This window comes from Falsiroseomonas tokyonensis (assembly GCF_019024325.1).
GTDB classification, from domain to species: Bacteria; Pseudomonadota; Alphaproteobacteria; order Acetobacterales; family Acetobacteraceae; genus Falsiroseomonas; species Falsiroseomonas tokyonensis.
This window is the reverse complement of sequence record NZ_JAFNJS010000002.1, coordinates 735,133-762,030: the sequence shown is the minus strand read 5'-3', so window position 1 is coordinate 762,030 and position 26,898 is coordinate 735,133. Positions and strand designations below refer to the sequence as shown.

At 72.2% G+C, this 26,898-nt stretch carries 25 protein-coding genes; 5 read left to right on the top strand and 20 right to left on the bottom strand.

Annotation, left to right across the window (positions count from 1 at the left end; genetic code table 11):
* The first annotated feature begins 52 nt into the window (after positions 1 to 52).
* Positions 53 to 1,456 carry a glutamate--tRNA ligase gene (gene gltX / locus J3S20_RS09790; protein WP_216836242.1) on the top strand — a complete coding sequence of 468 codons (1,404 nt, stop codon included), beginning with the start codon at positions 53 to 55 and terminating at the stop codon, positions 1,454 to 1,456.
* 88 nt (positions 1,457 to 1,544) lie between these two features.
* Positions 1,545 to 1,856 (top strand): hypothetical protein, encoded by a 312-nt coding sequence (locus tag J3S20_RS09785; protein WP_216836241.1) that lies wholly within the window; start codon positions 1,545 to 1,547, stop codon positions 1,854 to 1,856.
* A 12-nt stretch (positions 1,857 to 1,868) separates the two neighbouring features.
* Here the strand turns inward: J3S20_RS09785 and J3S20_RS09780 are convergent, their stop codons facing one another.
* The 18 genes from J3S20_RS09780 to rpsB form a co-directional block, all read right to left on the bottom strand.
* A complete protein-coding gene (locus J3S20_RS09780) occupies positions 1,869 to 2,444 on the bottom strand; it encodes a calcium-binding protein (RefSeq protein ID WP_216836240.1) in 576 nt (191 codons plus the stop codon).
* 127 nt (positions 2,445 to 2,571) lie between these two features.
* The gene (locus J3S20_RS09775) at positions 2,572 to 3,492 is read right to left on the bottom strand and encodes a DUF697 domain-containing protein (protein ID WP_216836239.1); all 921 of its coding nucleotides are present in this window, start codon (positions 3,490 to 3,492) and stop codon (positions 2,572 to 2,574) included.
* The gene (locus J3S20_RS09770; RefSeq protein WP_216836238.1) at positions 3,489 to 4,886 is read right to left on the bottom strand and encodes a YcjX family protein; all 1,398 of its coding nucleotides are present in this window, start codon (positions 4,884 to 4,886) and stop codon (positions 3,489 to 3,491) included. The genes J3S20_RS09775 and J3S20_RS09770 overlap by 4 nt, the downstream gene beginning before the upstream one ends.
* 10 nt (positions 4,887 to 4,896) lie before the next feature.
* The gene (gene gloA, locus J3S20_RS09765; RefSeq protein ID WP_216836237.1) at positions 4,897 to 5,292 is read right to left on the bottom strand and encodes a lactoylglutathione lyase; all 396 of its coding nucleotides are present in this window, start codon (positions 5,290 to 5,292) and stop codon (positions 4,897 to 4,899) included.
* The gene (locus J3S20_RS09760; protein WP_216836236.1) at positions 5,289 to 6,170 is read right to left on the bottom strand and encodes an LpxI family protein; all 882 of its coding nucleotides are present in this window, start codon (positions 6,168 to 6,170) and stop codon (positions 5,289 to 5,291) included. Before J3S20_RS09760 ends, gloA begins: the two co-directional genes overlap by 4 nt.
* Positions 6,167 to 7,039, bottom strand: a complete 873-nt coding sequence (gene lpxA, locus J3S20_RS09755; RefSeq protein WP_343215194.1) for an acyl-ACP--UDP-N-acetylglucosamine O-acyltransferase — start codon at positions 7,037 to 7,039, stop codon at positions 6,167 to 6,169. The genes J3S20_RS09760 and lpxA overlap by 4 nt, the downstream gene beginning before the upstream one ends.
* Positions 7,036 to 7,524: a 3-hydroxyacyl-ACP dehydratase FabZ gene (fabZ, locus tag J3S20_RS09750; RefSeq protein ID WP_216836235.1), complete on the bottom strand. Its 489-nt coding sequence runs from the start codon at positions 7,522 to 7,524 to the stop codon at positions 7,036 to 7,038. The genes lpxA and fabZ overlap by 4 nt, the downstream gene beginning before the upstream one ends.
* A 47-nt stretch (positions 7,525 to 7,571) precedes the next feature.
* Entirely contained in the window at positions 7,572 to 8,612 is a 1,041-nt protein-coding gene (lpxD, locus tag J3S20_RS09745; protein WP_216836234.1) for a UDP-3-O-(3-hydroxymyristoyl)glucosamine N-acyltransferase, read from the bottom strand.
* 3 nt (positions 8,613 to 8,615) lie between these two features.
* Positions 8,616 to 9,398 carry an OmpH family outer membrane protein gene (locus J3S20_RS09740; RefSeq protein ID WP_216836233.1) on the bottom strand — a complete coding sequence of 261 codons (783 nt, stop codon included), beginning with the start codon at positions 9,396 to 9,398 and terminating at the stop codon, positions 8,616 to 8,618.
* Positions 9,399 to 9,421: 23 nt separating this feature from the next.
* A complete protein-coding gene (gene bamA / locus J3S20_RS09735) occupies positions 9,422 to 11,761 on the bottom strand; it encodes an outer membrane protein assembly factor BamA (RefSeq protein WP_216836232.1) in 2,340 nt (779 codons plus the stop codon).
* Positions 11,762 to 11,963: 202 nt separating this feature from the next.
* On the bottom strand, positions 11,964 to 13,064 hold the full coding sequence (rseP, locus tag J3S20_RS09730) for an RIP metalloprotease RseP (RefSeq protein ID WP_216836431.1): 1,101 nt from the start codon (positions 13,062 to 13,064) through the stop codon (positions 11,964 to 11,966).
* Between the two features lie 88 nt (positions 13,065 to 13,152).
* A complete protein-coding gene (gene dxr / locus J3S20_RS09725; protein ID WP_216836231.1) occupies positions 13,153 to 14,331 on the bottom strand; it encodes a 1-deoxy-D-xylulose-5-phosphate reductoisomerase in 1,179 nt (392 codons plus the stop codon).
* Positions 14,319 to 15,197, bottom strand: coding sequence for a phosphatidate cytidylyltransferase (locus J3S20_RS09720; RefSeq protein WP_216836230.1), 879 nt, complete (start codon positions 15,195 to 15,197; stop codon positions 14,319 to 14,321). Before J3S20_RS09720 ends, dxr begins: the two co-directional genes overlap by 13 nt.
* 13 nt (positions 15,198 to 15,210) lie before the next feature.
* The gene (gene uppS, locus J3S20_RS09715) at positions 15,211 to 15,999 is read right to left on the bottom strand and encodes a polyprenyl diphosphate synthase (RefSeq protein ID WP_216836229.1); all 789 of its coding nucleotides are present in this window, start codon (positions 15,997 to 15,999) and stop codon (positions 15,211 to 15,213) included.
* A gap of 31 nt (positions 16,000 to 16,030) precedes the next feature.
* A complete protein-coding gene (gene frr / locus J3S20_RS09710; RefSeq protein ID WP_216836228.1) occupies positions 16,031 to 16,603 on the bottom strand; it encodes a ribosome recycling factor in 573 nt (190 codons plus the stop codon).
* Positions 16,604 to 16,615: 12 nt separating this feature from the next.
* Positions 16,616 to 17,338 (bottom strand): UMP kinase, encoded by a 723-nt coding sequence (gene pyrH / locus J3S20_RS09705; protein WP_216836227.1) that lies wholly within the window; start codon positions 17,336 to 17,338, stop codon positions 16,616 to 16,618.
* A gap of 206 nt (positions 17,339 to 17,544) precedes the next feature.
* Complete coding sequence (gene tsf / locus J3S20_RS09700; protein ID WP_216836226.1) at positions 17,545 to 18,453, bottom strand: translation elongation factor Ts; 909 nt, start codon at positions 18,451 to 18,453, stop codon at positions 17,545 to 17,547.
* A gap of 117 nt (positions 18,454 to 18,570) precedes the next feature.
* Positions 18,571 to 19,395 (bottom strand): 30S ribosomal protein S2, encoded by an 825-nt coding sequence (gene rpsB, locus J3S20_RS09695; protein WP_216836225.1) that lies wholly within the window; start codon positions 19,393 to 19,395, stop codon positions 18,571 to 18,573.
* A 282-nt stretch (positions 19,396 to 19,677) separates the two neighbouring features.
* Between rpsB and J3S20_RS09690 the strand changes: the two genes are divergently transcribed.
* The 3 genes from J3S20_RS09690 (at position 19,678) to J3S20_RS09680 (ending at position 25,287) form a co-directional block, all read left to right on the top strand.
* Positions 19,678 to 22,011, top strand: a complete 2,334-nt coding sequence (locus J3S20_RS09690; RefSeq protein ID WP_216836224.1) for a glycosyltransferase — start codon at positions 19,678 to 19,680, stop codon at positions 22,009 to 22,011.
* A gap of 103 nt (positions 22,012 to 22,114) precedes the next feature.
* Positions 22,115 to 23,287, top strand: coding sequence for a glycosyltransferase family 4 protein (locus J3S20_RS09685; RefSeq protein ID WP_216836223.1), 1,173 nt, complete (start codon positions 22,115 to 22,117; stop codon positions 23,285 to 23,287).
* On the top strand, positions 23,284 to 25,287 hold the full coding sequence (locus J3S20_RS09680; protein WP_216836222.1) for a DUF6212 domain-containing protein: 2,004 nt from the start codon (positions 23,284 to 23,286) through the stop codon (positions 25,285 to 25,287). Before J3S20_RS09685 ends, J3S20_RS09680 begins: the two co-directional genes overlap by 4 nt.
* Before the next feature lie 6 nt (positions 25,288 to 25,293).
* Here the strand turns inward: J3S20_RS09680 and J3S20_RS09675 are convergent, their stop codons facing one another.
* Positions 25,294 to 26,112: a sulfotransferase family 2 domain-containing protein gene (locus J3S20_RS09675; RefSeq protein ID WP_216836221.1), complete on the bottom strand. Its 819-nt coding sequence runs from the start codon at positions 26,110 to 26,112 to the stop codon at positions 25,294 to 25,296.
* Positions 26,109 to 26,897 (bottom strand): sulfotransferase, encoded by a 789-nt coding sequence (locus J3S20_RS09670; protein WP_216836220.1) that lies wholly within the window; start codon positions 26,895 to 26,897, stop codon positions 26,109 to 26,111. Before J3S20_RS09670 ends, J3S20_RS09675 begins: the two co-directional genes overlap by 4 nt.
* Between the last annotated feature and the right edge of the window lies 1 nt (position 26,898).

Here is a 26,898-nt window from a genome sequence, read left to right as displayed (position 1 = left end):
GCGATCCGCGCTAAGCAGCCGGTCCCCTTTTCCTGCCGGGACACGGAACATCATGTCGGTCCGCACGCGCTTCGCCCCGTCGCCCACGGGCTATCTGCATATTGGCGGCGCCCGCACCGCCCTGTTCAACTACCTCTTCGCCCGCCACCACGGCGGCCAGTACCTGCTGCGGATCGAGGATACCGACAAGGCGCGCAGCACCCAGGAAGCCGTGCAGCAGATCCTGGACAGCCTGGAATGGCTCGGCCTGAGCCCGGACGAGCCGCCGGTGATGCAGTCGAGCCGGGAGGCGCGCCATGCCGAGGTGGCGCGGGAGTTGCTGGCCGCCGGAAAGGCCTATCTCGCCTACGACACGCCGGAGGAGCTGGCGGCGATGCGGGCCGAGGCCGAGGCCGCCAAGCGCCCCTTCAAATACGAAGGCAGCCGCTGGATGAACCTGGACCCAGCCCAGGCCCCTTCCCTGCCCGCCGCCATCCGCATCAAGGCCCCGCGCGGCGGGGAGACGGTGGTGGCCGACCTGGTGCAGGGCGAGGTCCGCGTCGCCGATACCGAGCTGGACGACATGATCATCCTGCGCTCGGACGGCACGCCCACCTACCTGCATGCCGTGGTGGTGGACGACCACGACATGGCCATCACCCATGTCATCCGCGGCGACGACCACCTGACCAACACCTTCCGGCAATGCATGGTCTATGACGCCATGGGCTGGCGGCGGCCGCATTTCGCGCATATCCCGCTGATCCATGGCGCCGATGGCGCCAAGCTGTCCAAGCGCCACGGCGCGGTGGGCGCGCTGGAATTCGCCGAGCAGGGCTTCCTGCCGGAGGCGCTGTGCAACTACCTGCTGCGCCTCGGCTGGGGCCATGGCGATGAGGAGATCGTGCCGCGCGACCGCGCCATCGCGCTGTTCGACCTGGCCGATGTCGGCCGCGCCGCCTCCCGCATGGACTATGCCAAGCTGACCCATCTGAACGGCGTCTATCTGCGCGAGGCGGAGGATGACCGGCTGGTGCGCGACGTGCTGGCCCGCTTCACCCGGCGCGGCATCGATTTCGGCACGGAAGCCGCCGCCCGCATCCAGCTGCTGATGCCGGACCTGAAGGCGCGGGCCAAGACGCTGGTGGAGCTGGCCGATGCGGCGATCTTCGCGGTGGCCAATGGCGCCCCGGTGCCGGATGCCAAGGCCGCCGCGCTGCTGACGGAGGAGGTGCGGGCGCGGCTCGCGGACCTCGCCCAGTTCCTGGCGGATGCGCCGTGGGAGCGGGCGGAGCTGGAGCAGTGGCTGCGCGACTATGCCGAGGTGAAGGGCGTCAAGCTCGGCCAAATCGCACAACCTTTGCGTGTAGCACTCACCGGCAGCACCCAGAGTCCGCCGATCGATGCGGTACTGGTGGCGCTTGGCCGATCCGAGGCCCTGGCCCGGATCCTGGCCGCTTCCGGCGAGGCGCTGTGACGATTCTTCCCGCTTGACCCCGCCTCGGAGAAAGTCTAAAAAATAGACTAACGAACGGCAAATTAGCCGTTCGGCTCCGGAGGGCGGCATGCGTACCCTGTCCAAGGTCAGCTACTGGATCCTCGGCTTCATCGGCACGGCGGTCTGGACCAGTTCCATCATCGCGCTCACCACCCTGCCCCTGCCCGCGCAACTGGCGCTGGGCGCCATGATGATGGTGGGCTGCCTCTGGGGGCATTCGGTACTCTTCCCCAAGCAGCGGGAGGAAGACGGCGCCATCGCGCCCGGCCGCATGCCGCGGGAGGAGGCGATGCGCAGCCTCGCCCAGGCGCCCCTGCCGCTCGGCCGGCCCCGGGTCCCGGTGGCCCGCCCCGTGCGGCCGGCGCAGCGCCTGGCCTGAGGGCGCGGCGGTTCAGCCGGCGCCGTTCGGCACCTGGATGCGCTCGATGCCGCGGAATTCCACCCGCTGGTCGCCGAAGTAGATCACGCCAGCGGAATTGGTGCTGAGCGCGCGGGTGCCATCGGGCTGCATCTCCCCGCTGAAGCCGCCCTTGCTGAATTCGATGCGGATATCGCCCCAGTCGTAGTTGTTGATGACGATGGTATCGGTATCGCCGCGGCCGATATGCTCTCCGAGGTTGGTGTTGCGCTCGCCGAAGATGCGGTCGTTGCCGTCGCCCTGGCCGATGATGAAGGTGTCGCTGCCGAAGCCGCCCATCAGCTTGTCGTCGCCCTGGCCGCCCACCAGCACGTCATCGCCCGCCTGGCCGTCCAGCGTGTCATTGCCGCCGACGCCGTAGAGCGTGTCGTCTCCCGCCTTGCCGCCGACGCTTTCGCCGCTGTCGGAGAGGGTGACATTGTCATCGCCCGCGAAGGTTATGCGGCTGGTCATGAAGGCGGAAAAACTCGTCCCGCCGGTCACCTGGTCCAGCGCCGCATCGTCCAGCGGGACCGGCGCGGTGGGGAGGGATTTCGGGGCACTGGCCATGCAACCGCAACCTTTGCTCAAGCTGATTGGAGATAAAGTTTATCGATCGCCAATCTAGCGAGAGGTCGCGGGAGAAGGACAGGGGCCCAGGCGATCGGCCGCATAGGCTGTGCCTATGCGCCCCGCCCTATCGCGGCGTGACGATCCGGCAGGCCCGCGCCGTGGCGCGCGCCAGCAGCAGCATGCGCCGCGCCGCCACCGCCCCGGTCGCGGCATCGCCGACCACGGAGGCGACCAGCGGATTGGTGGTCACGGCCGTGACCGCCGCATTGATCGCGACATCGGCTGCCGCCACGGCCCCGGCCTCGAACAGCGTGCGCCGCAGCAGCTTCAGCGTGCCGAGCAGGCCCGGGCGCAGGCCGTGGATCGCCGCCACCTCCCGCACCAGGCGCAGGCCGCGCCAGGCGATGAAGACGCCGTCCAGCGCCGGGGAGGGCACGATGGCGGTGGCGGCCAGGGATTGCAGCGCGGCGGCGCGCCCGGCCGAGACGGCGGCACGGTCCAGCCTGGCCAGCGGCCCGGCCTCCAGCAAGGCGAGCAGGGTCGGCAGGTCCGGCGCCTTGCGCAGCGCCGGCAGCATCTCCTGCGCCTCCGGCAGGCGGGCCGCCCAGTCCAGGATGGCGGAGCGGCTGGCGGCGAAGTCGCCACGCGCCACTGCGGCGCGACCGCGCTCCACCGTACCGAGGCCGGCCAGGCCGCGCAGCTCGCGCAGGAAGGCGGCCGCAATCAGCCCGTAGCCCGCCACGGCCACGGATAGCGTCACCCAGCCCAGCCAGGGTGCGCGCGTGAACTGGTCCGCAACATAGCCGCCGACATCGATGGCGGAGAGGCCCACCAGCAGCACGCCGATGCCGCCCGCCGCCAGGCTCAGAGCCGACCAGCGGCTGCGCGGGGCTGGTGGCAGCGCCACCGGCGCCACCGCCTGGTCCCAGCCGAAATCGAGGCGCGGCGCGGGGGCCAGGCTGTCCTCGGTCAGGATTCGGGGGCCGCGCGGGGCGTCGCGGGGACCGCGCGGGGTATCGCGGGGACCGCGCGGGGTATCGCTCAAAGCAGGTCTCCGATCAGGGATGCCAGCATCCGGTCCAGCCCCAGATGGGGCATGCCGGACAGCCCGTCACCGGTCAGCCGCGGCGGGCGGAAGACCGGCATGCGGAATTCGCCATGGCTCCAGAAGGCGTGATCCGGCCGGCGGTCCGGCACCTCCCCGGGATAGATCCGCGCGCTGCGGCCGCCATCGAGCAGCACGCCGCGCACCGCCTGAACGTCCCGCCCATCGACGCGCGCCAGGTCGTCCTGGGTGCAGCGGAGGGCGGCGATGGCATGGACGGAGGTGGTGGCGCCCCCTGCCCCCGCCGTGTCCCGCCCCACCAAATCCCCCAGCAGCCCCACCAGCTTGTCGCGCTGGGCCGCCGGCACATGGTCCGCCTTGGTGGCGGCGAAGCCCACATGCTGCACGCCCTGGCCGGTCAGCAGATTCAGCCAGCCGCCGCCCCGGCGCAGGGCGGTGGCGATGGCGGAGAGCGCGGCAGCCGTGTCGTCAAAGGCTTCCTCCCCGGCATGCAGCGCGCCGAGTGCATCGACCAGCACCGCCTGGCGGCGGAAGCGGCGGAAGAAGGGTTCGAAGAAGGCGCTGCGCTGGTCCGCCAGATAGGCGGCGTGGCGCCGCGCCAGCAGCCTTCCCAATTCGCCCTGGCTGCCGCCGGGCAGCGGGAAGAACCACAGCAGCGGCGCCTCTCCGCGCGGACCCGGATTCAGCGCGCGGCCGGGCTGCAGGAAGCGGAAGCCGAGGTCGTCCCGGCAGCGCAGCAGGGCGGCGCGGTACAGACGAAAACCCTGGCGGGCCAGCGCCTCGTCATCCCGCGCGCCGGGCGGCAGGGCATCGACGAAATCGAGAAAGTCGCGGGCGACCGCGGCGCGCCTGCCCTGTCGCAGCCGGGCCAGGGTTTCGCGCGACCAGTCGTCGAAGGACTGGTCCAGCATCGGCAGGTCCAGCAGCCATTCGCCGGGATAATCCAGCAGCTCCAGCGTGACGCGGCGTTCGCCGGCCACCCAGCCGCGCGCCTGGCCGAGCCAGGAGGCCGGCGCCAGGTCCAGCGCGATCTCCAGCGTGGAAAGATCCTCGGTCCGTTCCGGCCAGCGCGGCGGATCGGCGGCCAGCGCCTCCAGATGCGCGGCGGCGTCGAAGCGCGGCGTCGCCTCCACCCCCGGCGGCACCAGCCGCGCCCCGCGCAGCCGGTTGCCGGAGGCGGCCGCCAGCGCAGGCAGGGTGTTCACCCCCGCCCCCGCCGCCAGCAGGTTCGCCACCAGGGAGGTCAGGAAGACGGTCTTGCCAGCGCGCGACAGGCCGGTGACGGCCAGGCGCACCCTCTCCCGCCCCGCCAGCGCCCGCGCGGCATCGGTCATGCCGGCGAGCGCATCCTCCAGCGGCGTCAGGATCGCCATGTGGGCGGCGTTACTTCCGCTCGATCAGCTCGATCTTGTAGCCGTCCGGATCCTCGACGAAGGCGATGACCGTGGTGCCGAACTTCACGGGGCCGGGCTCGCGCGTGATCTTGGCCCCGCCGGCGCGCAGCTTGTCGCAGGTCGCGTAGATGTCCGGCACGCCGACGGCCAGGTGGCCGAAGGCCGTGCCCATCTCGTAGCTCTCGGTGCCGTAGTTGTAGGTCAGCTCGACCACCGCGGCGCCGGTCGATTCCTCGGCATAGCCGACGAAGACCAGCGTGTACTTGCCCTCCGGCACGTCGCGGCGGCGCAGCTCCTTCATGCCGAGCAGCTTGGTGTAGAAGTCCACGCTGCGCTCGAGATTGCCGACGCGGATCATGGTGTGCAGCAGCGAGCCCTGGCTCATGGCGTATTCCCTTGCGTGAGGATCTGGTCGGCATCCATCGCCAGCAGGAACAGCCCCGCGGCGTCGGCTTCCGATATGGTGGCGTCGCGGTCCAGAACGATGGTGCCCACATGACCGTTCCGTCGCGCCTCCACCGCAATGCCGCGCAGCCCGGCGGCGGCGGCGGCGCGGATGGTGTCGGGGCCGATGGCGGGCAGGTCCACCAGCTTGCTCTGCGCCGGTTTTACCAATTTGACCAATACGCCGCCGGGCCCCTCGCGGCGCAGTTCGCCGGCGCGGGCGAGCATGGCGTCGGTGCCCTCGATCGCCTCCAGCGCCAGGACCAGGCCCTGCTGGACCACGCAGCCCTGGCCGGCATCGGCGGCGCCGAGCTGGCGCGCGACCGTGATGCCGCGCCGGATATCCTCCAGCGCCTCGGCATCCGGCTGGGCACGGGTGGGGCAGCCGGCCTCCATCAGCAGTTCGGCAAATACCTGCTGGGCGCCCAGCGGCTCGAAGCCTTCCTCGCGCAGCACGGTGACGATGGCGGTCAGCAGCGCGTCATCGCCGCCGAACAGCGCCCGCCGCCCCACCTTGGCCATCAGCCGCAGGCCTTCCCCATCCAGCCGCAGCGACAGGATGGAGGGCCGGGTCACGCGCCCCGCCAGCACCAGCTGCCGCGCCCCGGCGCGCCGCAGCAGGCCGAGCATCTGGCCGATGGCGCCGAGGCGCACCACCGCATGCGGCCAGGCCGCCCATTCGCGGGGATCGGCGAAACCCTCCACCAGCACGGCGAAGACCGGGCGGCCGGCGCGGGTGGCGGCATCGGCCACGCGCAGCGGCATGACACCGCCGCCGACGATCAAACCGAGGGGCAGTCCGAGCGGGGCGCCGGTCACGCGGCCTCCCCGCTCTCCTCCTCGTCGCCGTAGCGGCCGAAGGGGATCAGCCCGTGGCGGCCGCGGTTGCGGGCGAAGGCGAGGATCTCGGCCACCTGCGGATTGCCCGGATAGGCGGCGGCGACGCTCTCCACCGCCTCATCCGGCCGGCCGCCGCGATAGAGGTCGTGCACCGCACGCGCCACCGTAACCACCTGGTCCTTGCTCAGGCCCAGGCGCCGGCGCATGGCGATGGTGTTGAGCCCGGCATGCTTGGCCCGGAAGCCCTTCACGCGGCCATAGGGCAGCACGTTGCGCTCCACGCCCGACATGCCGGCCACCATGGCCATGCGGCCGATGCGGACGAATTGCTGGATGGCGGCGCCACCCTGGATCACGGCGAAATCGCCGATCTCCACATGGCCGGCGAGCATCACGTTGTTCACCAGGATGACGCCGTCGCCGATGTTGCAGTCATGCCCGACATGGGCCACGCACATCACCAGGCAATCGGCGCCGATCCGCGTCATGCCATCGCCGCCGGTGCTGCCGCGATGGATGGTGGCGTGTTCGCGCACCTGGCTGCGGGGGCCGATGGACACGCCGGTGGGCTGGCCCTTGTACTTCAGGTCCTGCGGCGGCAGGCCGATGGTGGCGAAGGGGAAGACCTTCACCCCATCGCCCAGGCTGACCCGGCCATCCAGCACGACATGGGCGACGAGTTCCACGCCCTGTCCCAGCACCGCCTCCGGCCCCACCACGCAGCCGGGGCCGATATGGCATCCGGCCCCGATCTGGGCCCCGTCCGCCACATGGGCGGCGGGGTGGATGAAGCCACCATGGCTGGTAACCGGCATGATTTCGGAATCCACGCGGATGGCTTCGCTCACTTGTCGAGGATCATGGCGGAATAGCCGGCCTCGGCCACCACCTTGCCATCGACCTTCGCCTCGGCCGTGAACTTCCAGATGTTGCCGCGCTGCTTTTCCTTCTGGACATGCACGCGCATCTGGTCGCCCGGCACCACCGGCTTGCGGAACTTCGCGCTCTCGACCGTCATGAAATAGACCAGCTTGCCCTGGGCGGAAGGCCCAAGCGTCTCCACCACCAGCACGGCCGCCGTCTGGGCCATGCTTTCGATGATCAGCACGCCCGGGAAGACCGGGTGCTGCGGGAAATGGCCCTGGAAGAAGTTCTCGTTGATCGAGACGTTCTTGACGCCCACGGCCGAGACATTCGGAACGATCTCCACCACCCGATCCACCAGCAGGAAGGGGAAGCGGTGCGGGATCGCCTGCATGATGCGGGCGATGTCATAGGTGCCGACGGTGCCTTCCGCCGCGGTGGCCGGCGTCTTCTCTGCGGTCGCGTCCATGGTCCTGTCTTCCGTTCGCTCCATGGCGAATTAAGGCGTCGGGCGAATCAAGGCGTCGGCTTGGCCGGCGGCTTGGTGCCAGCCAGCTTCCGCAGCGCGGCAAAGGCCCGCAAGGTCTCACGCATCGGCCAGGCGGGAGAGCCGCCAACGACCTCACCCGGCGCGACATCGGACATGACGCCGGACTGGGCCGCGACCTGCGCCCGGTCGCCGATCTCGACATGGCCGCTGATGCCGGACTGGCCACCCATCTGCACCCCGTTGCCGAGGCGCGTGGAGCCGGCGATGCCGACCTGGGCCACCAGCACACAGCCTTTGCCGGTGCTCACGTTGTGGCCGATCTGCACCATGTTGTCGAGGCGCGTGCCCGCCCCCAGCACGGTATCCGTCTGGCTGCCGCGATCGACGCAGGCATTGGCGCCGAGCTCCACGAAGTCCCCCAGCAGCACGCGGCCGAGCTGGGGCATGGTCTCGAAGCGGCCTTCCGGGGTCACGGCGAAGCCGAAGCCTTCCTGGCCGACCCGCGCGCCGGGGTGCAGCACCACCTGCCGGCCGGCGATGCAATGGGACAGGCTGGTATGAGCGCCGATCCGGCAGCCCTCCCCCAGCACCACCCCGGCACCGATCACGGCATGCGGCCCGATGATGCAGCCGGCGCCGATCTCCGCCCCCGCCTCGATGACCGCCAGTGGGCCGACCTCCACCCCCTGCCCGATCCGTGCCGAGGCATCGACCACGGCGCTGGGATGGATGCCGGGGCGGGGTGCGGCGGCCGGGTGCAGCGCGCGGGCGATGCGGCCGAAGCCGAGATAGGGATGCGGCGTGACGATGGCCGCGCGGCCTTCCGGCAGCTTTGCCAGCATCTCCGGCGCCAGCACCACCGCCGCCGCCTGGGTGATGGCGAGCTGCCCCGCATAGCGACGGTTGTCGAGGAAGCTGACCTCCGCCGGCCCCGCCGATTGCAGCGGACCCACGCCGGTGATCGGCAGCTCAGGGTCGCCGCCCACCAGCTCACCCCCGGCCGCGGCCGCGGCCTCCGCCAGGGTCAGGGCGGATCCGGCGGGAAAGAAGCGCGGATCCGCCGCCATCGGTCAGTTCCGTCGCGCGGCCGGGGCGGCCGGGGCGGGCGGCGGCGGCGGCGGCGGCGTGCCATCGGCGGCGGGCGCGCCGGCAGCGGGCGCCTCGGTCGGCGCGGCGCCTTCGGCCGGCAGGTTCACACTGCGCAGCACCCGGTTCATCTGCGCCGAGATCTCATCCGTCAGGTCGAAGCCCGAATCGTTGAAGATCACCAGCGGGCGCGGCAGCACGATGTTCACCCCGCGGGAGGCCGCGACCTGCCGGATGACGGCGCCCAGCGCCTGTTCGATCTGCTGCAGCCCGGTCTGGGCGGCCTGGTCGATGGCGCGCGACCGGTCGCGGAAGATGCGCTGCGCATCGGTGATGCGTTCCTGCAGCTCCCGCTCCCGCGCGCGCAGCTGTTCCGGCGCCAGGGTGGCGCGGGCGGCGGCCAGGGCCTGCTGTTCCTCGCGCCAGCGGCCCTGCTCGCGCTGCAGATCCTCGTTCAGCCTGGCGCGGCGGCGCTCGATCTCCTCCCGCACCTGGTTGAAGGCGGCGGAAAGGCGCTGGACCTCCGGGATGTCGACGATGGCGATGACCGGCGCGGGCGGGCGCTGGCCGGCCGGCGTGGCCGCCGGGCGCTGCTGCGGCGGGCGCTGCGCCGGCTGGCCCTGCGCGGGCCGCTGCGGCTGGCCCTGGGCCTGGCCGGGCGGCACGAACCACTGCTGCCCCTGCTGCTGCTGGGCAGACGCCTGCGGCACGATCAGCAGGGACGGCGCGAGGAGCAGCGAGGCCGCGAGGAGATGACGCAGGCGCATGGGTCGATAATTCCGGATGTGGCTCAGAAACGGGTGCCGAAGCCGAAACGCACAAGCTGCGTCTCGTCGTAGGACTTCTTCACCACCGCCTGGGCGATGTCGATATTGATCAGGCCGACCGGCGTGCGCCAGGACACGCCAACGCCGGCGCCGACGCGCGGCGAGGAATCGTCCTGCACGCCCACGCCCGAGACCGGCGTGCGCGAGAGCGAGCCGACATCGACGAAGGCGCGGCCGAGCAGCCCGATCTCGGAAGGCAGCGGCAGCGGGAAGCGCAGTTCGGTGGTCTGCGTCCAGATCAGCCGGCCGCCCAGCGGGTCGTCATTGCCGGCGCTGGAGGTATCGCGCGGGCCGGCGCCGGCCAGGGCGAAGCCGCGCAGATTGTCGCCGCCCAGGAAGAAGCGGTCGATGATGCGTTCCGGCCGGTCGCCCCAGGGCGTCAGCAGGCCGACGCCGGCCTGCAGCGCCAGCACGTATTCCGGCGCGCCCAGGTAGCGTTCCAGCGGGATGTAGCCGGCCACGTCGCCACGCCAGCGGATATAGGCGACATCGCCGCCGAGGCCCGCCACATCGGTGCCGACGCGCGCGATATAGCCGCTGCGCGGCTCGATCCGGCTGTCGCGCACGTCATAGGAAAGGGTGGTGCCGACCTGCGACAGCAGGGTGATGCCGCTCTGTTCCCGGATATAGCGGCTGGCATCCGTCTGCACGTCGAAGATGTCGCGCTGCACCAGGCTGTAGGACCAGCTCTGCCGCACCCGCTCATTGAATTCGTAGCCGGCACGCAGGGCGAAGCCGACGCGCTTCTCCGAATAGCTCGACGTGTCCTGCAGGTCGCGCGTGATATAGAAGACGTCGAGGCCGGCCGCCAGGTTGCGGTCCAGGAAGGACGGGTCGGTGATCGAGAAGTCGACCTGCGTGCGGCGCTGCGCCAGCAGGGTCTGCAGCCGCGTGTCGACGCCGGTGCCCAGGAAGTTGCGCTCGCGGATGCCGAAGTCGGTCAGGAAGCCGGCATCGGTGGAGAAGCCGCCGCCCAGCGAGATTTCGCCGGTCGGGCGTTCCGTCACCGAGGTGACCAGCACCGTGCGGTCCGGCGCGGAGCCGGGCTGCACGTTGATCTCGGCATTGCCGAAATAGCCCAGGTCGCGGATGCGCTGGCGGGACCGGCGCACCTGCGCGGCGTTGAAGGCGTCACCCTCCGCGATGCGGAATTCGCGCCGGATCACGCGGTCCGCCGTGCGGCTGTTGCCGGTGATGTCGATGCGCTCGACGTAGGCGCGCGTGCCCTCGGCGACCTCAAAGGTCACGTCGACGCGGCGATTCTCCCGGTCCCGCACCACGCGCGGGCGGACCTCGACGAAGGGCACGCCGCGCAGGCCGACGGCATCGGACAACGCCTCGACCGAGCGTTCCACCGCATCGCCGTCGTACCAGTCGCCCTCGGAGATCGCGAGCTCGCCGCGCAGCGTTTCGGGCTCCACGCCACGCAGCGTGCTGGTGATCTCGGCGCGGCCGACGCGGTAGCGCGGGCCCTCGTCGATCGTATAGGTCACGAAGAAGCCGCTGCGGTCCGGCGCCAGCTCGGCCACCGCGCCGGTCACCTGCACATCGGCATAGCCCTGGCGCAGGTAGTAGCGGCGCAGCAGCTCGCGGTCGAAGTTCAGCCGCTCCGGGTCATAGATGTCGGAGGTGGACAGGATCCGGTACCAGGCCTGCTCGCGCGTCGCGACCACGTCCTTCAGTCGGCTGTCGGAGAAGGCGGTATTGCCCACGAAGCTGACGCGGCTGACGAGCGCCGCATCGCCTTCCGTGATCTCGAAGACCACGTCGACGCGGTTCTGGTCGAGCTCGATCACCTTGGGCTCGACGCGGGCGGCGAAACGGCCGCGGCGGGCATAGAGGTCGAGGATGCGCTGCCGGTCCGCCTGCGCCGCCTGCGGGGTGAAGACGGCGCGCGCGCGCAGCGTCACCTCCGGCGTCAGCACATCGTCGGAGACCTTGCTGTTCCCCTCGAAGGCCACGCGGTTGACGATCGGGTTCTCCTGCACCGCGACCTGGATGCGGTCTCCCGCGCGGGCCACCGTCACGTCCCGGAACAGCCCGGTGGCGAACAGCGTGCGCAGGCTGCGGTCCAGCCGGTCCGCATCGAAGGGATCGCCCGGCTGCAGCAGCATGTAGGAGCGGATGGTATCCGCCTCGATGCGCTGGTTGCCGGTCACGTCGATGCCGCGCACCACGCCGGAAGCGGCGGGCGATGCGGCGGCGGGGGCGCGAGGGCCACGGGTCTGCGCCTCCGCGGTCAGGGCAAGGCCGACCGGGACGAGGCAGGTGGCGGCGAGCAGGAGAAGCCGATTGGCGACCAAGAGGTATATCCCCGGCGGGGTGAGTAAGGCGGCGGAGACTACCCGAGCGGCAAGGCCCCCGCCACCCCCGCAGGCAAGCTGCCCGCCTGGCCTGCCCATCCCCGCCGCGCGGCCCGCGCCGCGCTTCGGCGGAAACCGCGCCAAGCCGCGCTGATGCGCTGAAATTGCAGGACTTTCCGGGGCCGCGAGGGCCCCGGCCGGTTCAGCCGAACAGCCCCGCCGCCCAGCGCACCACGCCGAGCTGCGACAGGTCGTTCCATGTGGCGAAGACGAAGAGGGTGATCAGCAGCGCGAATCCGGCGCGGAAGCCGTATTCCTGGGCGCGCGGCGGCAGCGGCCGGCCGCGGATCGCCTCCGCCGCGTAGAACATCAGGTGGCCGCCATCCAGCACCGGGATGGGAAACAGGTTGATCAGCGCCAGGTTCACCGAGAGCACCGCCATGAAGGAGACCAGGCTGGCAATGCCGAGCTCCGCCACCTGGCCCGACATCTGCGCGATTCGCAGCGGCCCGCCGAGATCCTCCGCCCCCCTTCCGCCGGCGATCATCTGCCAGACGGCGGCCAGCGTCTGCTTGGTGATATCCACCGTCTGCACCGTGCCGGCCCAGAGGGCGCTGAGCGGGTTCAGCCGTTCGAACTGCGTCGGCGCGGCGCCGACGCCGAGGATGCCCACCGTGGTCTCCCCGGTCGTGCGCGGCACGGGCGTCGCGGTCAGCGTGCGCTGCGTCCCGTCCCGCTCCACCGTCACCGCCACCGGCGTGCCGGCGCGGGGCTGGATATGGCGCTGCACCTCCTCGAACCGCGTCACCGCCTGGCCATCCAGCGCCAGGATCCGGTCGCCCGGCAGCAGCCCGGCGGTGGCGGCGGCGGAGCCTTCCTGCACGGTGCCGACCGCGGTGGTCGCCGCGGGCTGGCCCACGGTCATGTAGAGCGCGCCGAACATCAGCGCGGCGAGCACGAAATTGGCCAGCGGGCCGGCGGCCACAACGATGGCGCGGTCGCGCACCGGCTTCTCATGGAAGGTCTGGCCGGGGCGCCAGCTGGCGCGCACCTCCTCCGGAACGTCTTCCGGCTGTTCCTGGCCGTGCAGCTTCACATAGCCGCCGAGCGGCAGCCAGCCGATGCGCCATTCCGTGCCAACCCGGTCGGTCCAGGAGGCGATGGCCCGGCCGAAGCCCACCGAGAATCGCTCGACATGGATGCCGCGCCAGCGGGCCGCGAGGTAGTGGCCAAGCTCATGGAAGAACACCAGCACGCCCAGCACGACCACGAAGGCCAGAAGGGTGCGGATCGGATCGGGCAGGAAGTCCAAGGTGCTCTCCAGCGGCGCGCAAGGCGCCCGTCATTGATGCGCCAGCCAGTCCGGCGCCAGTCCCGCCTGCCGCCCGCCCTCACCCGACCGCGGCGCGGGCCTCGGCATGGTCGCGGGCGGCGCGGCGCGCGGCGGCATCCAGCGCCAGGATATCCTCCAGCCCTTCCGCCCGCGGCGCCACCAGCCCCGCCAGCGTATCCGCCACCACGGCGGCAATCTCGAGGAAGCCGAGGCGCCGGTCGAGGAAAAGCCCCACCGCCACTTCATTGGCCGCGTTCAATATAGTCGGGGCGCCGCCGCCCGCCTGCAAGGCCTCTCGTGCCAGGCGCAGCGCAGGGAAGCGGACCGGGTCGGGCGCGCTGAATTCCAGCCGGCCGATCGCCGCCAGATCCAGCCGCGGCGCCTCGACATGCAGCCGCTTCGGCCAAGCCAGGGCATGGGCGATGGGCGTGCGCATGTCGGGCGTACCGAGCTGCGCCATCAGCGAGCCATCGGCGAACTGCACCAGCCCATGCACGGCCGATTGCGGATGCACCAGGATGTCGATCCGCGCCTCCGGCACCGGGAACAGGCGCGCGGCCTCGATGAGCTCAAGCCCCTTGTTCATCATGGTGGCGGAATCGATGCTGATCTTGGCGCCCATCGACCAGACCGGATGGCGCACCGCCTCCTCCGGCGTGGCGCGCGCCATGCGTTCCAGTGGCCATTCGCGGAAGGGGCCGCCGGAGGCGGTGAGGATGATCTTTTCCACCCCTGCCGGGTCCTGGCCATCGAGGGCCTGGAAGATGGCGTTATGCTCGGAATCGACCGGCAGCAGCCGGGCGCCGCCGGCGCCCGCCACGGCCAGCACCAGCTCCGCCGCGCAGACCAGGCTTTCCTTGTTGGCCAGCGCCAGGGTGCCGCCGCGGCCGAGGGCCGCGAGGGTGGAGCGCAGGCCGGCGGCGCCGACGATGGCGGCCATGGTCCAATCGGCCGGGCGCGCCGCAGCTTCCTCCACCGCCGCGGCGCCCGCCGCAGCTTGGACGCCACTGCCGGCCAGGGCGGCCTTCAGATCCGCATAGGCGCCTTCATCCGCCACCACGGCCAGCCGCGCCCGGTGGCGTAGCGCCTGTTCGGCAAGTTGCGAAAAGTCGCGGTTGGCGACCAGCGCCTCGACCCGGAAGGCGCCCTCCGGCGCCGCATCCAGCAGCGCCATGGTGGACCGCCCGACCGAGCCGGTGGAGCCGAGGATCGAAACCGAACGCGTCACCAGGCCCATCCCCAAAGCGGCCGCCCCTGCCCCAGCATAGTGGACAGCAGCGCCGCCACCGGCGCCGCCGCCAGCACCCCATCCAGCCGGTCCAGCAGCCCGCCATGGCCGGGGATGAGGGAGGAGGTGTCCTTCACCTTGAAGTGGCGCTTGATGGCGGATTCGAGAAGATCGCCGGCCTGCGAGGCGATGCTGACCAGCAGCGCCACCAGCGCGACCGCCGGCCACCAGGCGCCGGGCGTGAAGGCCAGGGCGCAGGCGCCGCCGAAGATCAGCGCCGCGGCCAGGCCGCCCAGCGCGCCGGACCAGGTCTTGTTGGGCGAGATGGACGGCGCCAGCTTCGGCCCGCCGAAGGCCCGCCCGGCCATATAGGCGCCGATGTCGGAGGCCCAGACCACGACGAACAGGAACAGCACATTGCCGCGCCCGGCCTCGTTGTCGTGCCGCAGCTCGATCAGCGCGAGCCCGGCCAAGCCGATATAGAGCACGCCGAGGGCGAGCCGCCGCGCCGGCTGGGTGATGCCGGACCGCCGGCCGAGCAACGCGACGCCGAGCCAGGTGGCGGCGAAGCCGGCCAGCAGCAGCGCCAGACCGAGCCGCACCTGCTCCATCACCGCAAGCGCCCCCGCGGCGCAGACCACCAGCGGCACGGCGAGGCCCGGGAAGACCCGAGTGCGGCGGCCACACAGGTGCACCCATTCCCAGGCCAGCACCGCGCCGGCGATCGCTACCATGGCGGTGAAGGATTCGGCGCCGAACCAGATGCAGGCCAGCGCCGCCGGCAGCAGCACGGCGGCCGAAAGCGCCCGCTTGCGCAGGTCGTTCCACTGCCGGCGCGGGGCGCCGGGCTCGCCCGGAACCGGCGCGGTGATCATCGCCAGGCCCGCGTCACGCGACCCGCAGGCCGTAGCGGCGTTCGCGGCGGCAGAATTCGGCAATCGCTTCCGCCAGATGCGCGGCGTCGTAATCCGGCCAGAGCACGTCCTGGAAGACGAATTCGGCATAGGCCGCCTGCCAGAGCAGGAAGTTGGACAGGCGCTGCTCCCCGCTGGTGCGGATGATCAGGTCCGGGTCGGGCATGCCGGCGGTGGAAAGCCGGCCGGCGAATTCGGCCATGTCCACCTTTTCCGCATCCAGCGTGCCGGCGGCGACGCGCCGCGCGATATCCTTCGCCGCGGCCAGGATCTCCGCCCGCCCGCCGTAGGACACGGCGACGTTCAGGTTCAGCCGGGTGCCATGTGCCGTGGCCGCTTCCGCCGCCGCAATGGCCTGCACGGTTTCCGCGCCGAAGCGCTCCCGCTCCCCGATCACACGGAGCCTGATGCCTTCCCGCGCCAGGGTCCCGACCTCGGAGCGCAGATACATGCGCATCAGCCCGGTCAGGTCGCGCACCTCCTCGGCCGGGCGCTGCCAGTTCTCGGAGGAGAAGGCGAACAGCGTCAGCCAGCTGACGCCGGACTGGGCCGCGGCTTCGATGGTCCGGCGCACCGCCTCGGCTCCCGCCTTGTGGCCGAGGGCCCGCGGCAGGCCGCGGGCGCTGGCCCAGCGGCCGTTGCCGTCCATGATGATGCCGATATGCCGTGGCGGCCCGCCCTCGCACCCGGTGCGAGCCGGGGCGGCGCCCTGCGGCAGGTCGCGCGCCGCCGCGCCATCCAGCGGCTTCGTCGCAGCGCTCATCCCCCGACGATCCAGGCCGCCTCGCGTGCCATCAGCTTGTCCGGATGTCCTTTTCCTTCTCCGCCAGGGTGGCATCCACGGCCTTGATGCTCTGGTCGGTCATCTTCTGGATCTCATCCGTCCAACGCTTCACGTCGTCCTGGCTGACCTCGGACTTCTTGTCCTTCTCCCAGGCCTTGACCGTCTCCATCGCATCGCGCCGAACGCCGCGCATGGCAACCTTGCTGGCCTCGGCATATTTGCCGGCGGTCTTCACAAGGTCGTTGCGCCGTTCCGTGGTCAGCGGCGGCAGCGGCACGCGGATCACCTGGCCCTCCGTCTGCGGGTTCAGGCCGAGGCCGGAATCGCGGATGGCGATCTCCACCGCCTTCACCACGGACTTGTCCCAGACCTGGACCGAGAGCAGGCCGGGCCCGGCCACCGAGATATTGGAGACCTGCACCAACGGCTGCACATTGCCATAGGCTTCGACGCGGATCGGCTCCAGCAGCGCCGGGCTGGCGCGGCCGGTGCGCAGGCCCTGGAATTCCTTCTTGAGCGTCTCCAGCGCGCCGTCCATGCGGCGCTGCAGCTCGCGCTTGTACTCGGCGAAGTCAGCGGCCATGCCAGCTATCCCTTATGGATCGACCACGGTGGTGAACTTCCCCTCGCCCCGCATGACGGCGGTGAAGGCACCAGGCTCGTGAATGTTGAACACGACGATCGGCAGCTTGTTCTCCCGCGCCAGGCTGATGGCGGCGGCGTCCATCACCGCCAGGTCGCGGGACAGGACATCGAGATAGGTGATCGTGGTGTAGCGTTCCGCATTGGGGTTCTTGCGCGGGTCGGCGGAATAGACGCCATCCACCTGCGTGCCCTTCAGCAGCGCGTCGCAGCCCATCTCATTGGCGCGCAGCGCGGCGGCGGTGTCCGTGGTGAAGAAGGGGTTGCCGGTGCCGGCGGCGAAGATCACCACCCTTCCCTTCTCCATGTGCCGCATGGCGCGGCGGCGGATGAAGGGCTCGCAGAGGCTGGCCATTTGGATGGCGGACTGGACCCGGGTGGGCACGCCCAGCTTTTCCAGCCAGTTCTGCATGGCCAGCGCGTTCATCACCGTGGCCAGCATGCCCATCGCATCCGCCTGGGTGCGATCCATCCCTGCCGAGGCCCCGGCGACGCCCCGAAAGATATTGCCGCCGCCGATCACCATGCAGACCTCGACGCCGAGCTCCACCACGTCGCGGATATCCTCCGCGATGGCCTTCAGCACGGCGATGTCGAGGCCATAGTCCCGCGAGCCCATCAGCGCCTCGCCGGACAGCTTGAGCAGGACGCGCTTGTAGATCGGAGGTCTGCTCATCGGGTCTCGGGAATCCGGAGGCTGGCGTTGCGGAACATAGTCGCCGCGGCATGGCGGCGGCAAGGCGAAGGGAAAGCAGCCCTGTGGCGGCAGGCCCCGGGCGCGAGCCGGGCCGGGGGAGCTGCGCGGCCGACTTCGCGCCAGGTATGCGCCCGCCCGGCCGCCCCTTCAGGCAGCCGGGTCGGGGGGGCGGGCGGGCTTGCGCCTCAGCCCTTGGCGGCGGCGGCCACTTCGGCGGCGAAGTCGCTAGCCGCCTTCTCGATGCCCTCGCCCAGATGGAAGCGGGCGAAGCCGGTCAGCTGGCCACCGGCCTTCTTGACCACTTCCTTCACGCGGGTCTCGCCGTCATGCACCCAGACCTGCTCCAGCAGCACCACTTCTTCGTAGTACTTGCGGATGCGGCCCTCGATCATCTTCTCGACGATCTCGGGCTTCTTGCCGGACCCGGCCGCCTGCTCGCGCAGCACCGCCTTCTCCCGCTCCAGTGCCGAGGGGTCGACGGCGGAGACGTCCAGCGCCTCCGGCCGCGTCGCGGCCACATGCATGCCGATCTGGCGGCCGAGCGCCTCCAGCGCCTCGATCTCGTTCTCGGCCTGCAGGGCGACCAGCACGCCGATCTTGCCGAGGCCGGGCTTCACCGCATTGTGCATATAGGTGGCGACGGTGCCGGAGGGCACGCGCAGCACCTTGGCGCGGCGGATCGACATGTTCTCGCCGATCGTGGCGATCAGGCGGGTCAGCTCCTCCTGGGTGGAGTGCGTGGTGCCCGGATAGGTCGCGGCCTTCAGCGCCTCGACATCGTCGCCCACGGACAGGGCCAGGCCCGCCACCTCGGCCACGAAGGCCTGGAAGGCGTCGTTGCGGGCGACGAAGTCGGTCTCGGCATTCACCTCGACCATGGCGGCGACATTGGGGCCGGAGGCGACGCCCACCAGGCCCTCGGCGGCGACGCGGCCGGACTTCTTGGCCGCGGCCGAGAGGCCCTTCTTACGCAGCCAGTCGATGGCCGCTTCCATGTCGCCGTTGGATTCCACCAGCGCCTTCTTGCAGTCCATCATGCCGGCGCCGGTCTTCTCGCGAAGGTCGCGCACCAATGCCGCGGTGATCTCGGCCATATCGGTCATCCCCATCGAATCACGGCCGCACCAGGGGTCCCCCAGCGCGGCTTCTTTCCGGATGGCCGGGCGCGAGCGCCCGGCCGGATGCCCCCGGATGCACCGGGGGCCAGCGCATCAGGCGGCGGGCGCGTCCTTGGCCGGCTCGGCCGCAACCTCGGCGGCGACCGCCTCGGGCAGCACCTCGGCGACATCCGGCAGCGCCTCGGGCACCAGCTCCTCGGCCGCGCCGAGATCGGCGCCGGAGGAGCCGAGCTCGGCCGAGATGCCGTCCAGCACCGCGCCGGCGACCATGTCGCAATACAGGTGGATGGCGCGGATCGCGTCGTCATTGCCCGGGATCGGATAGGCGATGCCCATCGGGTCCGCATTGCTGTCGACCACGGCGACCACGGGGATGCCGAGCTTGTTGGCCTCCTCGATCGCCAGCTTCTCCTTCACCGTGTCGATGACGAAGATGATGTCCGGCAGGCCGCCCATGTCCTTGATGCCGCCGAGCGCACGGTCGAGCTTCTCGCGCTCCCGCGTCAGCATCAGGACTTCCTTCTTGGTCAGGCCCTGGATGTTGCCGCCCAGCTGCTCTTCCATCTGCTTCAGGCGCTTGATGCTGCCCTGGATGGTCTTCCAGTTGGTCAGCATGCCGCCCAGCCAGCGGTGGTTCACGTAATACTGGCCGCAGCGCGCGGCGCTCTCGGCCACATAGTCGGCCGCCGCCTTCTTGGTGCCGACCAGCAGCACGCGGCCGCCGGCGGCCACCACGTCGCGGATGGCGCGCAGCGCGCGGTCCATCATCGGCACGGTCTGCTGCAGGTCCAGGATATGGACCTGGTTGCGCACGCCGAAAATGTAGGGCGCCATCCGGGGGTTCCAGCGGCGGGTATGGTGGCCGAAGTGGACGCCGGCCTCGAGCAGGCCGCGCAGGGTGACGTCGGGCATCGCCATCGGCGAAATCCTTTCTACTTCCAGTGGTCCGGTTGTGCCTCCGCGCTGCCGCCCCCGCCCGTCAGACCGAAGGGTGGGGACCGGACCCTCGGGGTATGCCCCGGAAGGTGCAGAGCGTGCGAATTTGCCGCCCCCGGGCTTGCGCCTTGGGTCGACGGGCGCGGTATGCCCCAGCGGCGCCGCTGCCGCAACCCCGGCGGCGGCGAGCCTAGCTTGCGGGCCGCTTGCCGCGGGCGGCCCCATCCCTATCCTGGCGCCTCGCCTCCGGACAGCCCGAGCCCCATGCGAATCCTGGTCGTCTCCCCCACGCCGAGCCATCCGCAGGATGCCGGCAACCGCGCCCGCATCCATGCCGTGCTCTCCGGGCTGAAGGCGGCGGGCCACGGCATCACGCTCTGCCTGCTGGACCGTGAGAAAGTCGCCCCCGAACATCTTGAATCCATGCGAAACACCTGGGACGAGCTGATCCTGGTGCCGCATGACCGCAGCCTGGAAAAGCCCAGCCTGGCGGAAGGCCGCTTCGGCCTGGACGACTGGATCCAGCCGGCGCTGGAGGATGCGCTGGTCGGGCTCGCGGCGCGGCGGCCGGGCTTCGACATGGTGCTGGTGGAATACGTCTTCCTCAGCCGCGCCTTCACCTTCTTCCCCGCCCCGCATCTGCGCTTCCCGACCCCGGTGCTGAAGGTGCTGGACACGCACGACCAGTTCGGCGGGCGTGATGCGCGGCTGCGCGCGCTGGGCCTCAACCCCTCCTTCTTCTTCACGACGGAGGCGGAGGAGGCGCGCGGCTTCGGCAGGGCCGATCTGGTGCTGTCGATCCAGGACGAGGAGCGCGAGGCCTTCGCGTCCTACAGCCCCAAGCCCGTGCTGACGCTGGGCCATATCCCGGCCGGCCAGCACCCGCCCCTGCCGCCGCGTGCGCCGGATGGCCGCTTCGTCATCGGCTATCTCGGCAGCGCGAACCCCATGAACACCCGCGCGCTGGACCGCTTCCTGGCGGCACTCGACCTGCCGGCCCTGGCCGCGGTGGGGGCGGAGCTGCGCATCGCCGGCAGCGCCGCCGGCCACCTGGCGCCGCAGCCTGGCCTTGTTCTGCTCGGCCCCGTGCCGGATCCGGACGAGCTCTATGCCGCGGTGGACCTGGTGGTGAACCCGCATGAGGGTGGCACCGGGCTGAAGATCAAGACGGTGGAGGCGCTGGCGCGCGGCCGCCCGGTGGCCGGCACGGCGGAGGCTTTTGCGGGCCTCGCGCCGCAATCCGCCTTCCAGGCCGCGGCCGATGCCCCGGCCCTGGCCGCCCTGGTGCAGCGCCTGGTGGCGGAGCCGGCGCTGCGGCCGGAGCTGGCCCGGGCCTCGGCCCGGCTTTGGCAGGGCTATGCCACCCGCGTCGCGGCCGAGGCGCGCCACCTGGCCAGCCCCGCGGAGCTGCGCCTGGCGATGCAGCGGCCGCGCACCCTGCTGGTCACCGACCTGCGCTTCTGGGAGGAACGGCTGGGCAACCATGCCCGCATCGCCTCGCTCGCCCGCGCCGCGCGGTCGGAGACGGATCTCGACCTGTTCTTCCTGGGCAGCATGTCGGAGGCCGAGCAGGCGCAGGCGCGCCAGCTGATGGGCGGCCGGTCCCGCATCTTCCCGACCGGTCCGCTGCCGCCCACGCCGGATGCCATCCTGCCCCGCGGCATGACGCCCTTCGAGCGGCGCTCCACCATCGCCTCCGCCCTGCCGCTGTTTGCCAGGCACCTGGCGGAGAACCCGCCGGATGCGGTGGTGCTGGAATACATCCGCCTGTCCTATCTGCGCCACGCGATCAGCCAGCCGGTGCTGAAGGTGCTGGATACGCACGACATCATGTCCCTGCGGGCGCGCAACTTCGCCCATTTCGGCCGCCGCCACTTCATCGAGATCAGCGTGCAGGAGGAGCTGCAGATCCTCTCGGCCTTCGACCAGCTGCTGGCGATCCAGCAGGATGAATTCGCCTGGCTGGAGGCCCTGCTGCCCGGCCGGGTGCTGCTGGCGCCGCATGTCGTGCCGCTGATGCCGCGCGCCATCGGCAGCGGCGAAGGCCCGGTACGGATCGGCTTCCTGGGCGGCGACAGCCCGATGAACCGGGACGGGCTGACCTGGCTGCTGGACCAGGTCTGGCCCGCCATCGCGCCGCTGGGGGCGGAGCTGCATGTGGCCGGCCAGGTCTCTGCCGCCGTGCCGCCGGGCCGGCCAGGGGTGGTGGCGCATGGCCTGGTGAACCGGCCGGAGGATTTCCTGGCGACGCTGGATATCGGCGTGAACCCGGTCTTCTACGGCGGCGGGCTGAAGATCAAGACGGTGGAGTACCTCTGCCACGGCCTGCCCAGCGTGCTGACGGCGGAGGCGCTCTACGGCATCAGCGGCGGCGCCGGCACCGCCTATGAACTGGCCGAGGACCGCGCAGGCTTCGTCGCGGCCCTGGCCGGGCTGGTGCTGGACCCGGCGGCGCGGGCGCGGATGGGCGATGCGGCCCAGGCCTTCGGCCGCCGCCACTTCGCCCCGGCGGCGCTGGCGCCGGCCATGCGCAGCCTGGCCGGGCTGGCGCGCGGCATCCCCCGCCCGGAGCCGCGCCCTCGCGCCCTTGGTGCCTGACTTGGCGCCATCGGCGGGGCTGGGCTAAGGGATCGGCCGGATTGGCAACAGGGGCGGGAAGTCGGATGGGCCGCAGCCCGCAGGCGCTGGACAGGGCGGCCGGATGACCGCGCAGCCTTCCGGCCGCCTGGGCCATCTCCTCATCCTGCTGCCCTCCACCCGTTTCGGCGGCACCGAGGGCCATACGCTGCAGCTGGCGGCGCGGCTGGCCGCGCAGCCGGGCCTGCGCGTGACCCTGGCGGCGGAGGCCGCGCTACTGCCGGAGCTGGCCGCCGGCCTGCCGCACGGCCCCGCCCCCGCGCTGCGCGCCGCCCCGATCGGCTGGAGCGGCCGCGTGCCGACGGAGGCCGAGATCGCCGGCCAACAGGCCGCGGCCACCGCCCTGGTCGCGCGCCTCGCCCCCGATATCCTGCTGATCCCCCTGCCCTGGCCCAATGCCGGCCTCGGCTTGCTGCGCGCCGGCGCGGCGCTGCCCCGGCTGGTGGTGCTGCACCTGGTGCCGGAAGCGGCGCCGGCCGGGCTGGCCGAGGCGGTGGAGGATCTGCCGCTGGAAGGCGCCGCCTGGTGCGCCGTCTCCGCCCCTGGTGCGCGGCGGGCGGAGCGGTTCTTCGGCCTGCCGCCGCTCGCCTGCGCCCAGATCGACAATCCCGCACCGCCGCCGCCGCAGGCCGATCGCGCCATGGTCCGCGCCGCGCTGCGCGCCGGGCTCGGCCTGCATGCGGATGCGCCGCTGGTCCTGTTCGTCGGCCGGCTGGAGAAGGGCAAGGGCGCGCATCTGCTGCCCGGCATCGCGACGGAATCCGGCATGACGCTGGCCTGCGCCGGCAGCGGCCCGCTGCGTCCGCTGCTGGACCGCCAGGCGGCAGCGGACCCGGAGGGGCGGCTGCGCCTGCTCGGACAGCTGGCCGATCCCGCCGCCTGGTATCTGGCCGCGGACGCGCTGGTGCTGCCATCGGTGCTTGAAGGGATGCCGCTGGTCTTCCTGGAGGCCGCCGCCGCCGGCTGCCCCGTGGTGGCCACGGAAGCGGCGCTGGAAGGCCTCGGCGCTGCGGCGCCCGACCTCGCTCGCCTGGTGCCGAGGCCGGAGGCCGCGCCCTTCGCCGCCACGCTGCGCGCCCTGCTGGCCGATCCGGAAGGCGCCGCCGCGCTGGCGGGCCGCGCCCGGGCCGAGGCGGCGCGGCGGTCCTGGGACCGCATCCTGCCCGAATGGCTCGGCCTGCTGCGCGCCGCCGCGACGCGCCGGCCCCTCGATCCCTCGCCGGAGACCCCCGCATGACCGCATTCCTGATCGGCGCGGCCGAGCGCGCCGCCCTGGCCGCCGGGCAGCCTGCCGTGGTGGCCCCGCCCGGCATGCTGGGGCTGGAGAGCCTGCCGATGGCGGTGCTGCGGCCGGTGCAGGGGGTGCTGCGGCAGGATGGCGCCAGCGACGGCCCCGCGGAGCCGCTGCCCGCCGGCCTGCGCCCGCTGGCCATCCTGGCCGCGGATGCGGCGGGGGCGGCGGAGCTGGCGGCGGGCCTGCCCCCTGGCCTGCCGCAGGTGACCGGCAGCAACCCCCTGCCCGGCCTGCTGGCCCTGGCCATGCAGGCGCTGGCCGCGGCGGAGGCCACGCGGCTGCGGCTGCAGGCCGCGGCCGCGGGCCAGCCTGCCGCCCGGCAGCAGGTGATCGACCTGCCGCCCGCCCCCATGGCGCCGCCGCCGCCCGCCCGCGTCACCCAGCATCTGGGCCGCCCGGCGGAGGGGCTCTGTGGCCTGGCGCTGCATCTCGCCGCCGTCCAGGCCAGCGCCGCCAGCCTGCTGCGGGTGCGGCTGCTGGCCGCGGGGCGGGTGCTGGGCGCCTGGACCGTGCCGGGCTCGGCGCTCGCCCCCGGCTGGCTGGCGCTCGACCTGCCCGAGCCGGCGCCGCCCGGCGCGGCGGAGGCGGTGCTGGAAGTCGCGGCCGAGGTCGCGCCCAATGAGACCCTGCAGCTCTCGGCCGCCGGCGCCGGGCCGCTGGCGCCGCTCGCCCTGCGGGCGGAGACGGCGGCGCCGCACCACCTGGCGCTGCCGCGCCACTTCGACTGGGCCGCGCGCGACCTGCCCGCCCCCGCCGCCGGGCTCGCCTTGCCGGTGCCGGAAGCGGCCTGGGCGGCGGCTGTGGTGGAAGGCGCCGAATCCCGCATGGTGGCGGCGGGCGGCGAGGCGCCGCGCATGCTGCTCGAGCTGGAACCGGGCGGCACCGCGCAGTTGCGTCTGCCCAGCCTGCCGCCCGGCGCCACCGACCTGGCGCTGGCCGAGCTCGCCTGCCGGCTGGGCGATGCCACCGGCCTGCAGGTGGCGCTGACGGCCGGGCCCGAATCAGGCCCGGCGCGGGACAGCGGCTGGCGGATTCCGGATGCGACGGGCGCGCTGCGCATCGCCCTGCCGCTGCCGGCGGGCCTCGGCGGCGCGCTGCTTCTGGGCCTCGCGCTGCGCAACCGCGGCACGGCGGCGCTGACGGTGGAGGTCTCCGCCCTGGCGCTGATGGCCGGCGCCGCCGGGGCGCCGCGGCGCCTGCTGCCGGAGCCCGGGCTGCGGACACCTGGCCTGGCACCGCAGCCCGCGCGGCTTTCCGTGCCCCTGCCTGGCGCCGCCCCGGCCCCGCTGGCCGAGGTACCGCCCGCCGCCTCCGGCCTGCCCGGCCCCCCGCCGCGCGCGGCCACCACCCAGCCGCCGCTGGCCGGCGGAGAGGCCGGCGGCCCGCTGCCGCCGCCCGCCCCCGCCACCACACCCATGACGCTTGCCGCCCCCATGCCGGTGCTGGCCGCGGAGATGCCGCCGGGCGGATCGGACTTCCAGGACATCAAGCTGCACCAGCACACCGCCAATGCCGATGGCAGCTACCGGCACCTGGATCTCGGCCTGACCGGCCTGGTCTCGGCGGCGGGCGTCTGGCGGGAGGTGCGGCTGAAGCTCTTCGATCGGCGCGGCACCGTCGGGCTGGAATTCCGCCGCATCAAGGGCTGGCCGAACATGTTCGAGACCTGGCCGAAGGGCGGCAGCGACCAGTTCGGCCCCTATTACCGCCTGGAGACGGAAGCCACGGCGGAGGCCATGGCCAAGCTCACCTCGCCGCAGGACCGCGCCATGATGGCGGCCCTGCTGGAGGTGCTGCCCGCCCTGGTTCGCCGTGCCGCCCGCCTGGCAGGCCTGCCGCCCGAGGAGCAGGAGGGTTGGGGCGAGCGTGGCCGCGTGCTGGCCAGCGCCGTGGAGGCGAGCCGCCCGGTCGCCCCGCGCGGCGTCACCGTCGGCCCCGGCTGAGGCCCTTCAGCCCAGCCCGTCGAGCCAGCTTTCCAGACGGCGCGCGATGGCATCCCAGCGCGCGCCGAAATAGCGGTAGATCGCAAGGTCCAGGCCATTGGCCTCCGCGATGCGCGCCGCGAGCGCAGGGTCGGACAGGCGCGCGGCGATTTCCGCCCGTTCCGCCGCCGCGGCCGCATTCACCCGCAGCCGCGCGGCCGGCGCGCGGGGCGCGCCCAGCAGCGCCGTCAGCGCCCGAAAACCCAGCGCATAGCTCTCCTGCAGGCCGAGGAAGGCGTAGTTCGCCTCGATATGCGCGATGGCGGCGGCGGCGTCCTGCGCATCGAGGATCGGCTTCGGCACCAGGTGCCGCGCGGCGCGGTTGCGCTGGCCGGGCAGGTCCAGGAAGGCGTCGAAATCCTGGATGCGGCGGCGCACCTCCTCGGCCAGGGGATGCATCTCCGACCGCTGGTACAGATAGTCCGAGACCAGCCGCGCCGCCGGGTCGCGCAGCATGGTGAACAGCCGCGTCCCCGGAACGCCCTGCACCAGCCGCGCCACCTGGCGCTGCTGCACATGGCCGGAGGCGAAGCGGAAGGGCGCTTTTTCAAATTCCTCCAGCGCCTGTTCCACGACGGTGTCGTAACGGGCGAGCGCCGGGCGGCTGCGGTCGAGATGGTCGATATGCAGGCTGCGATAGGGCGCGACATCCGTCGCGATCTCGGCGGCCAGCGATGAACCGGCCGTCTTCGGCACATGCACGAAGAGCCAGAGCGGCGGCGCCGGATGGGCGCTGGCGCGCCATGTCGCAAAGTCGCCGGCGAAGAAGGCCTGGAGCGGCGTCATCCCAGCACGGCACGCAGCGCCGGCGTCGCGGTGCGCAGCGCCTCGGCGAAGTGGTCGTAGAGTGCCGTGTCCATCGGGTTCAGCGCACGGATGCGCGCGGCGGTCGCGGCATCCACCGCATCCGTGCCGTCCTCGTCCATGTTCACATTGGCCCGGATCTGCGGCGCCTGCTGCCGGCCGGCAAGCGCGGTGATGGCGCGGAAGGACAGGTCGTACATTTCCTGGATGCCGACGAAGGCGAAGCGGCGCGCGACGTGCTGGATCGCGGCCGCCGTGTCGCCGCGCGCCAGGATCTCCTGCGGCACCAGGTGCAGGGCCGATTTGTCCATCTCCCAGCGCAACGCGAGATAGGCGTCGAGATCCGGCACGCGCTGGCGGAAGGCTTCGAAGCCGGGCTGCCGCGGCGATCGCTGGTGGCGATAGTCCGAGATCACCCGCGCCACCGGGTCCCGCAGCATGGTGATGAAGCGCGCATCTGGCAGGCGTTCGGCGATGCGCGCGACATGGCGTGCGACGATATGGCCGGAGGCGAAGCGGATGCCGCCGGGGCCCGCCTGGTCGAGAAACCGCTCCACCGCCTCGTCGATGCGCTCGCGGAAGCTGCGCGTGGTGTCGGTATAGTCGACATGGATATTGACGTCGGGCGGCAGGATTGCGGCGAGCTCGGCGCGCAGCGAGGTGCCGGCGGTCTTCGGCACATGCACGAAGATGCAGGGCCCGGCGGTGAGGTCGGCTTCCCGCAGGAAGGCCAGGGCGCGGCCCTCGGACAGCAGATGCATGGACATG

Coding starts and splice junctions, on each gene's coding strand:
- frr (WP_216836228.1), bottom strand. CDS start 16,603: ATGGCCGCTGACTTCGCCGAGTACAAGCGCGAGCTGCAGCGCCGCATG.
- pyrH (WP_216836227.1), bottom strand. CDS start 17,338: ATGAGCAGACCTCCGATCTACAAGCGCGTCCTGCTCAAGCTGTCCGGC.
- lpxD (WP_216836234.1), bottom strand. CDS start 8,612: ATGGCGGCGGATCCGCGCTTCTTTCCCGCCGGATCCGCCCTGACCCTG.
- gltX (WP_216836242.1), top strand. CDS start 53: ATGTCGGTCCGCACGCGCTTCGCCCCGTCGCCCACGGGCTATCTGCAT.
- tsf (WP_216836226.1), bottom strand. CDS start 18,453: ATGGCCGAGATCACCGCGGCATTGGTGCGCGACCTTCGCGAGAAGACC.
- gloA (WP_216836237.1), bottom strand. CDS start 5,292: ATGAGCCAGGGCTCGCTGCTGCACACCATGATCCGCGTCGGCAATCTC.
- J3S20_RS09770 (WP_216836238.1), bottom strand. CDS start 4,886: ATGGCGATCCTGACGCCGCTGGAGGATGCGCTCGCCGGCATGACCGAT.
- J3S20_RS09675 (WP_216836221.1), bottom strand. CDS start 26,112: ATGACGCCGCTCCAGGCCTTCTTCGCCGGCGACTTTGCGACATGGCGC.
- J3S20_RS09670 (WP_216836220.1), bottom strand. CDS start 26,897: ATGTCCATGCATCTGCTGTCCGAGGGCCGCGCCCTGGCCTTCCTGCGG.
- uppS (WP_216836229.1), bottom strand. CDS start 15,999: ATGAGCGCTGCGACGAAGCCGCTGGATGGCGCGGCGGCGCGCGACCTG.
- J3S20_RS09780 (WP_216836240.1), bottom strand. CDS start 2,444: ATGGCCAGTGCCCCGAAATCCCTCCCCACCGCGCCGGTCCCGCTGGAC.
- J3S20_RS09680 (WP_216836222.1), top strand. CDS start 23,284: ATGACCGCATTCCTGATCGGCGCGGCCGAGCGCGCCGCCCTGGCCGCC.
- fabZ (WP_216836235.1), bottom strand. CDS start 7,524: ATGGACGCGACCGCAGAGAAGACGCCGGCCACCGCGGCGGAAGGCACC.
- dxr (WP_216836231.1), bottom strand. CDS start 14,331: ATGGGCCTGGTGACGCGTTCGGTTTCGATCCTCGGCTCCACCGGCTCG.
- J3S20_RS09785 (WP_216836241.1), top strand. CDS start 1,545: ATGCGTACCCTGTCCAAGGTCAGCTACTGGATCCTCGGCTTCATCGGC.
- J3S20_RS09690 (WP_216836224.1), top strand. CDS start 19,678: ATGCGAATCCTGGTCGTCTCCCCCACGCCGAGCCATCCGCAGGATGCC.
- J3S20_RS09720 (WP_216836230.1), bottom strand. CDS start 15,197: ATGATCACCGCGCCGGTTCCGGGCGAGCCCGGCGCCCCGCGCCGGCAG.
- J3S20_RS09740 (WP_216836233.1), bottom strand. CDS start 9,398: ATGCGCCTGCGTCATCTCCTCGCGGCCTCGCTGCTCCTCGCGCCGTCC.
- J3S20_RS09685 (WP_216836223.1), top strand. CDS start 22,115: ATGACCGCGCAGCCTTCCGGCCGCCTGGGCCATCTCCTCATCCTGCTG.
- rpsB (WP_216836225.1), bottom strand. CDS start 19,395: ATGGCGATGCCCGACGTCACCCTGCGCGGCCTGCTCGAGGCCGGCGTC.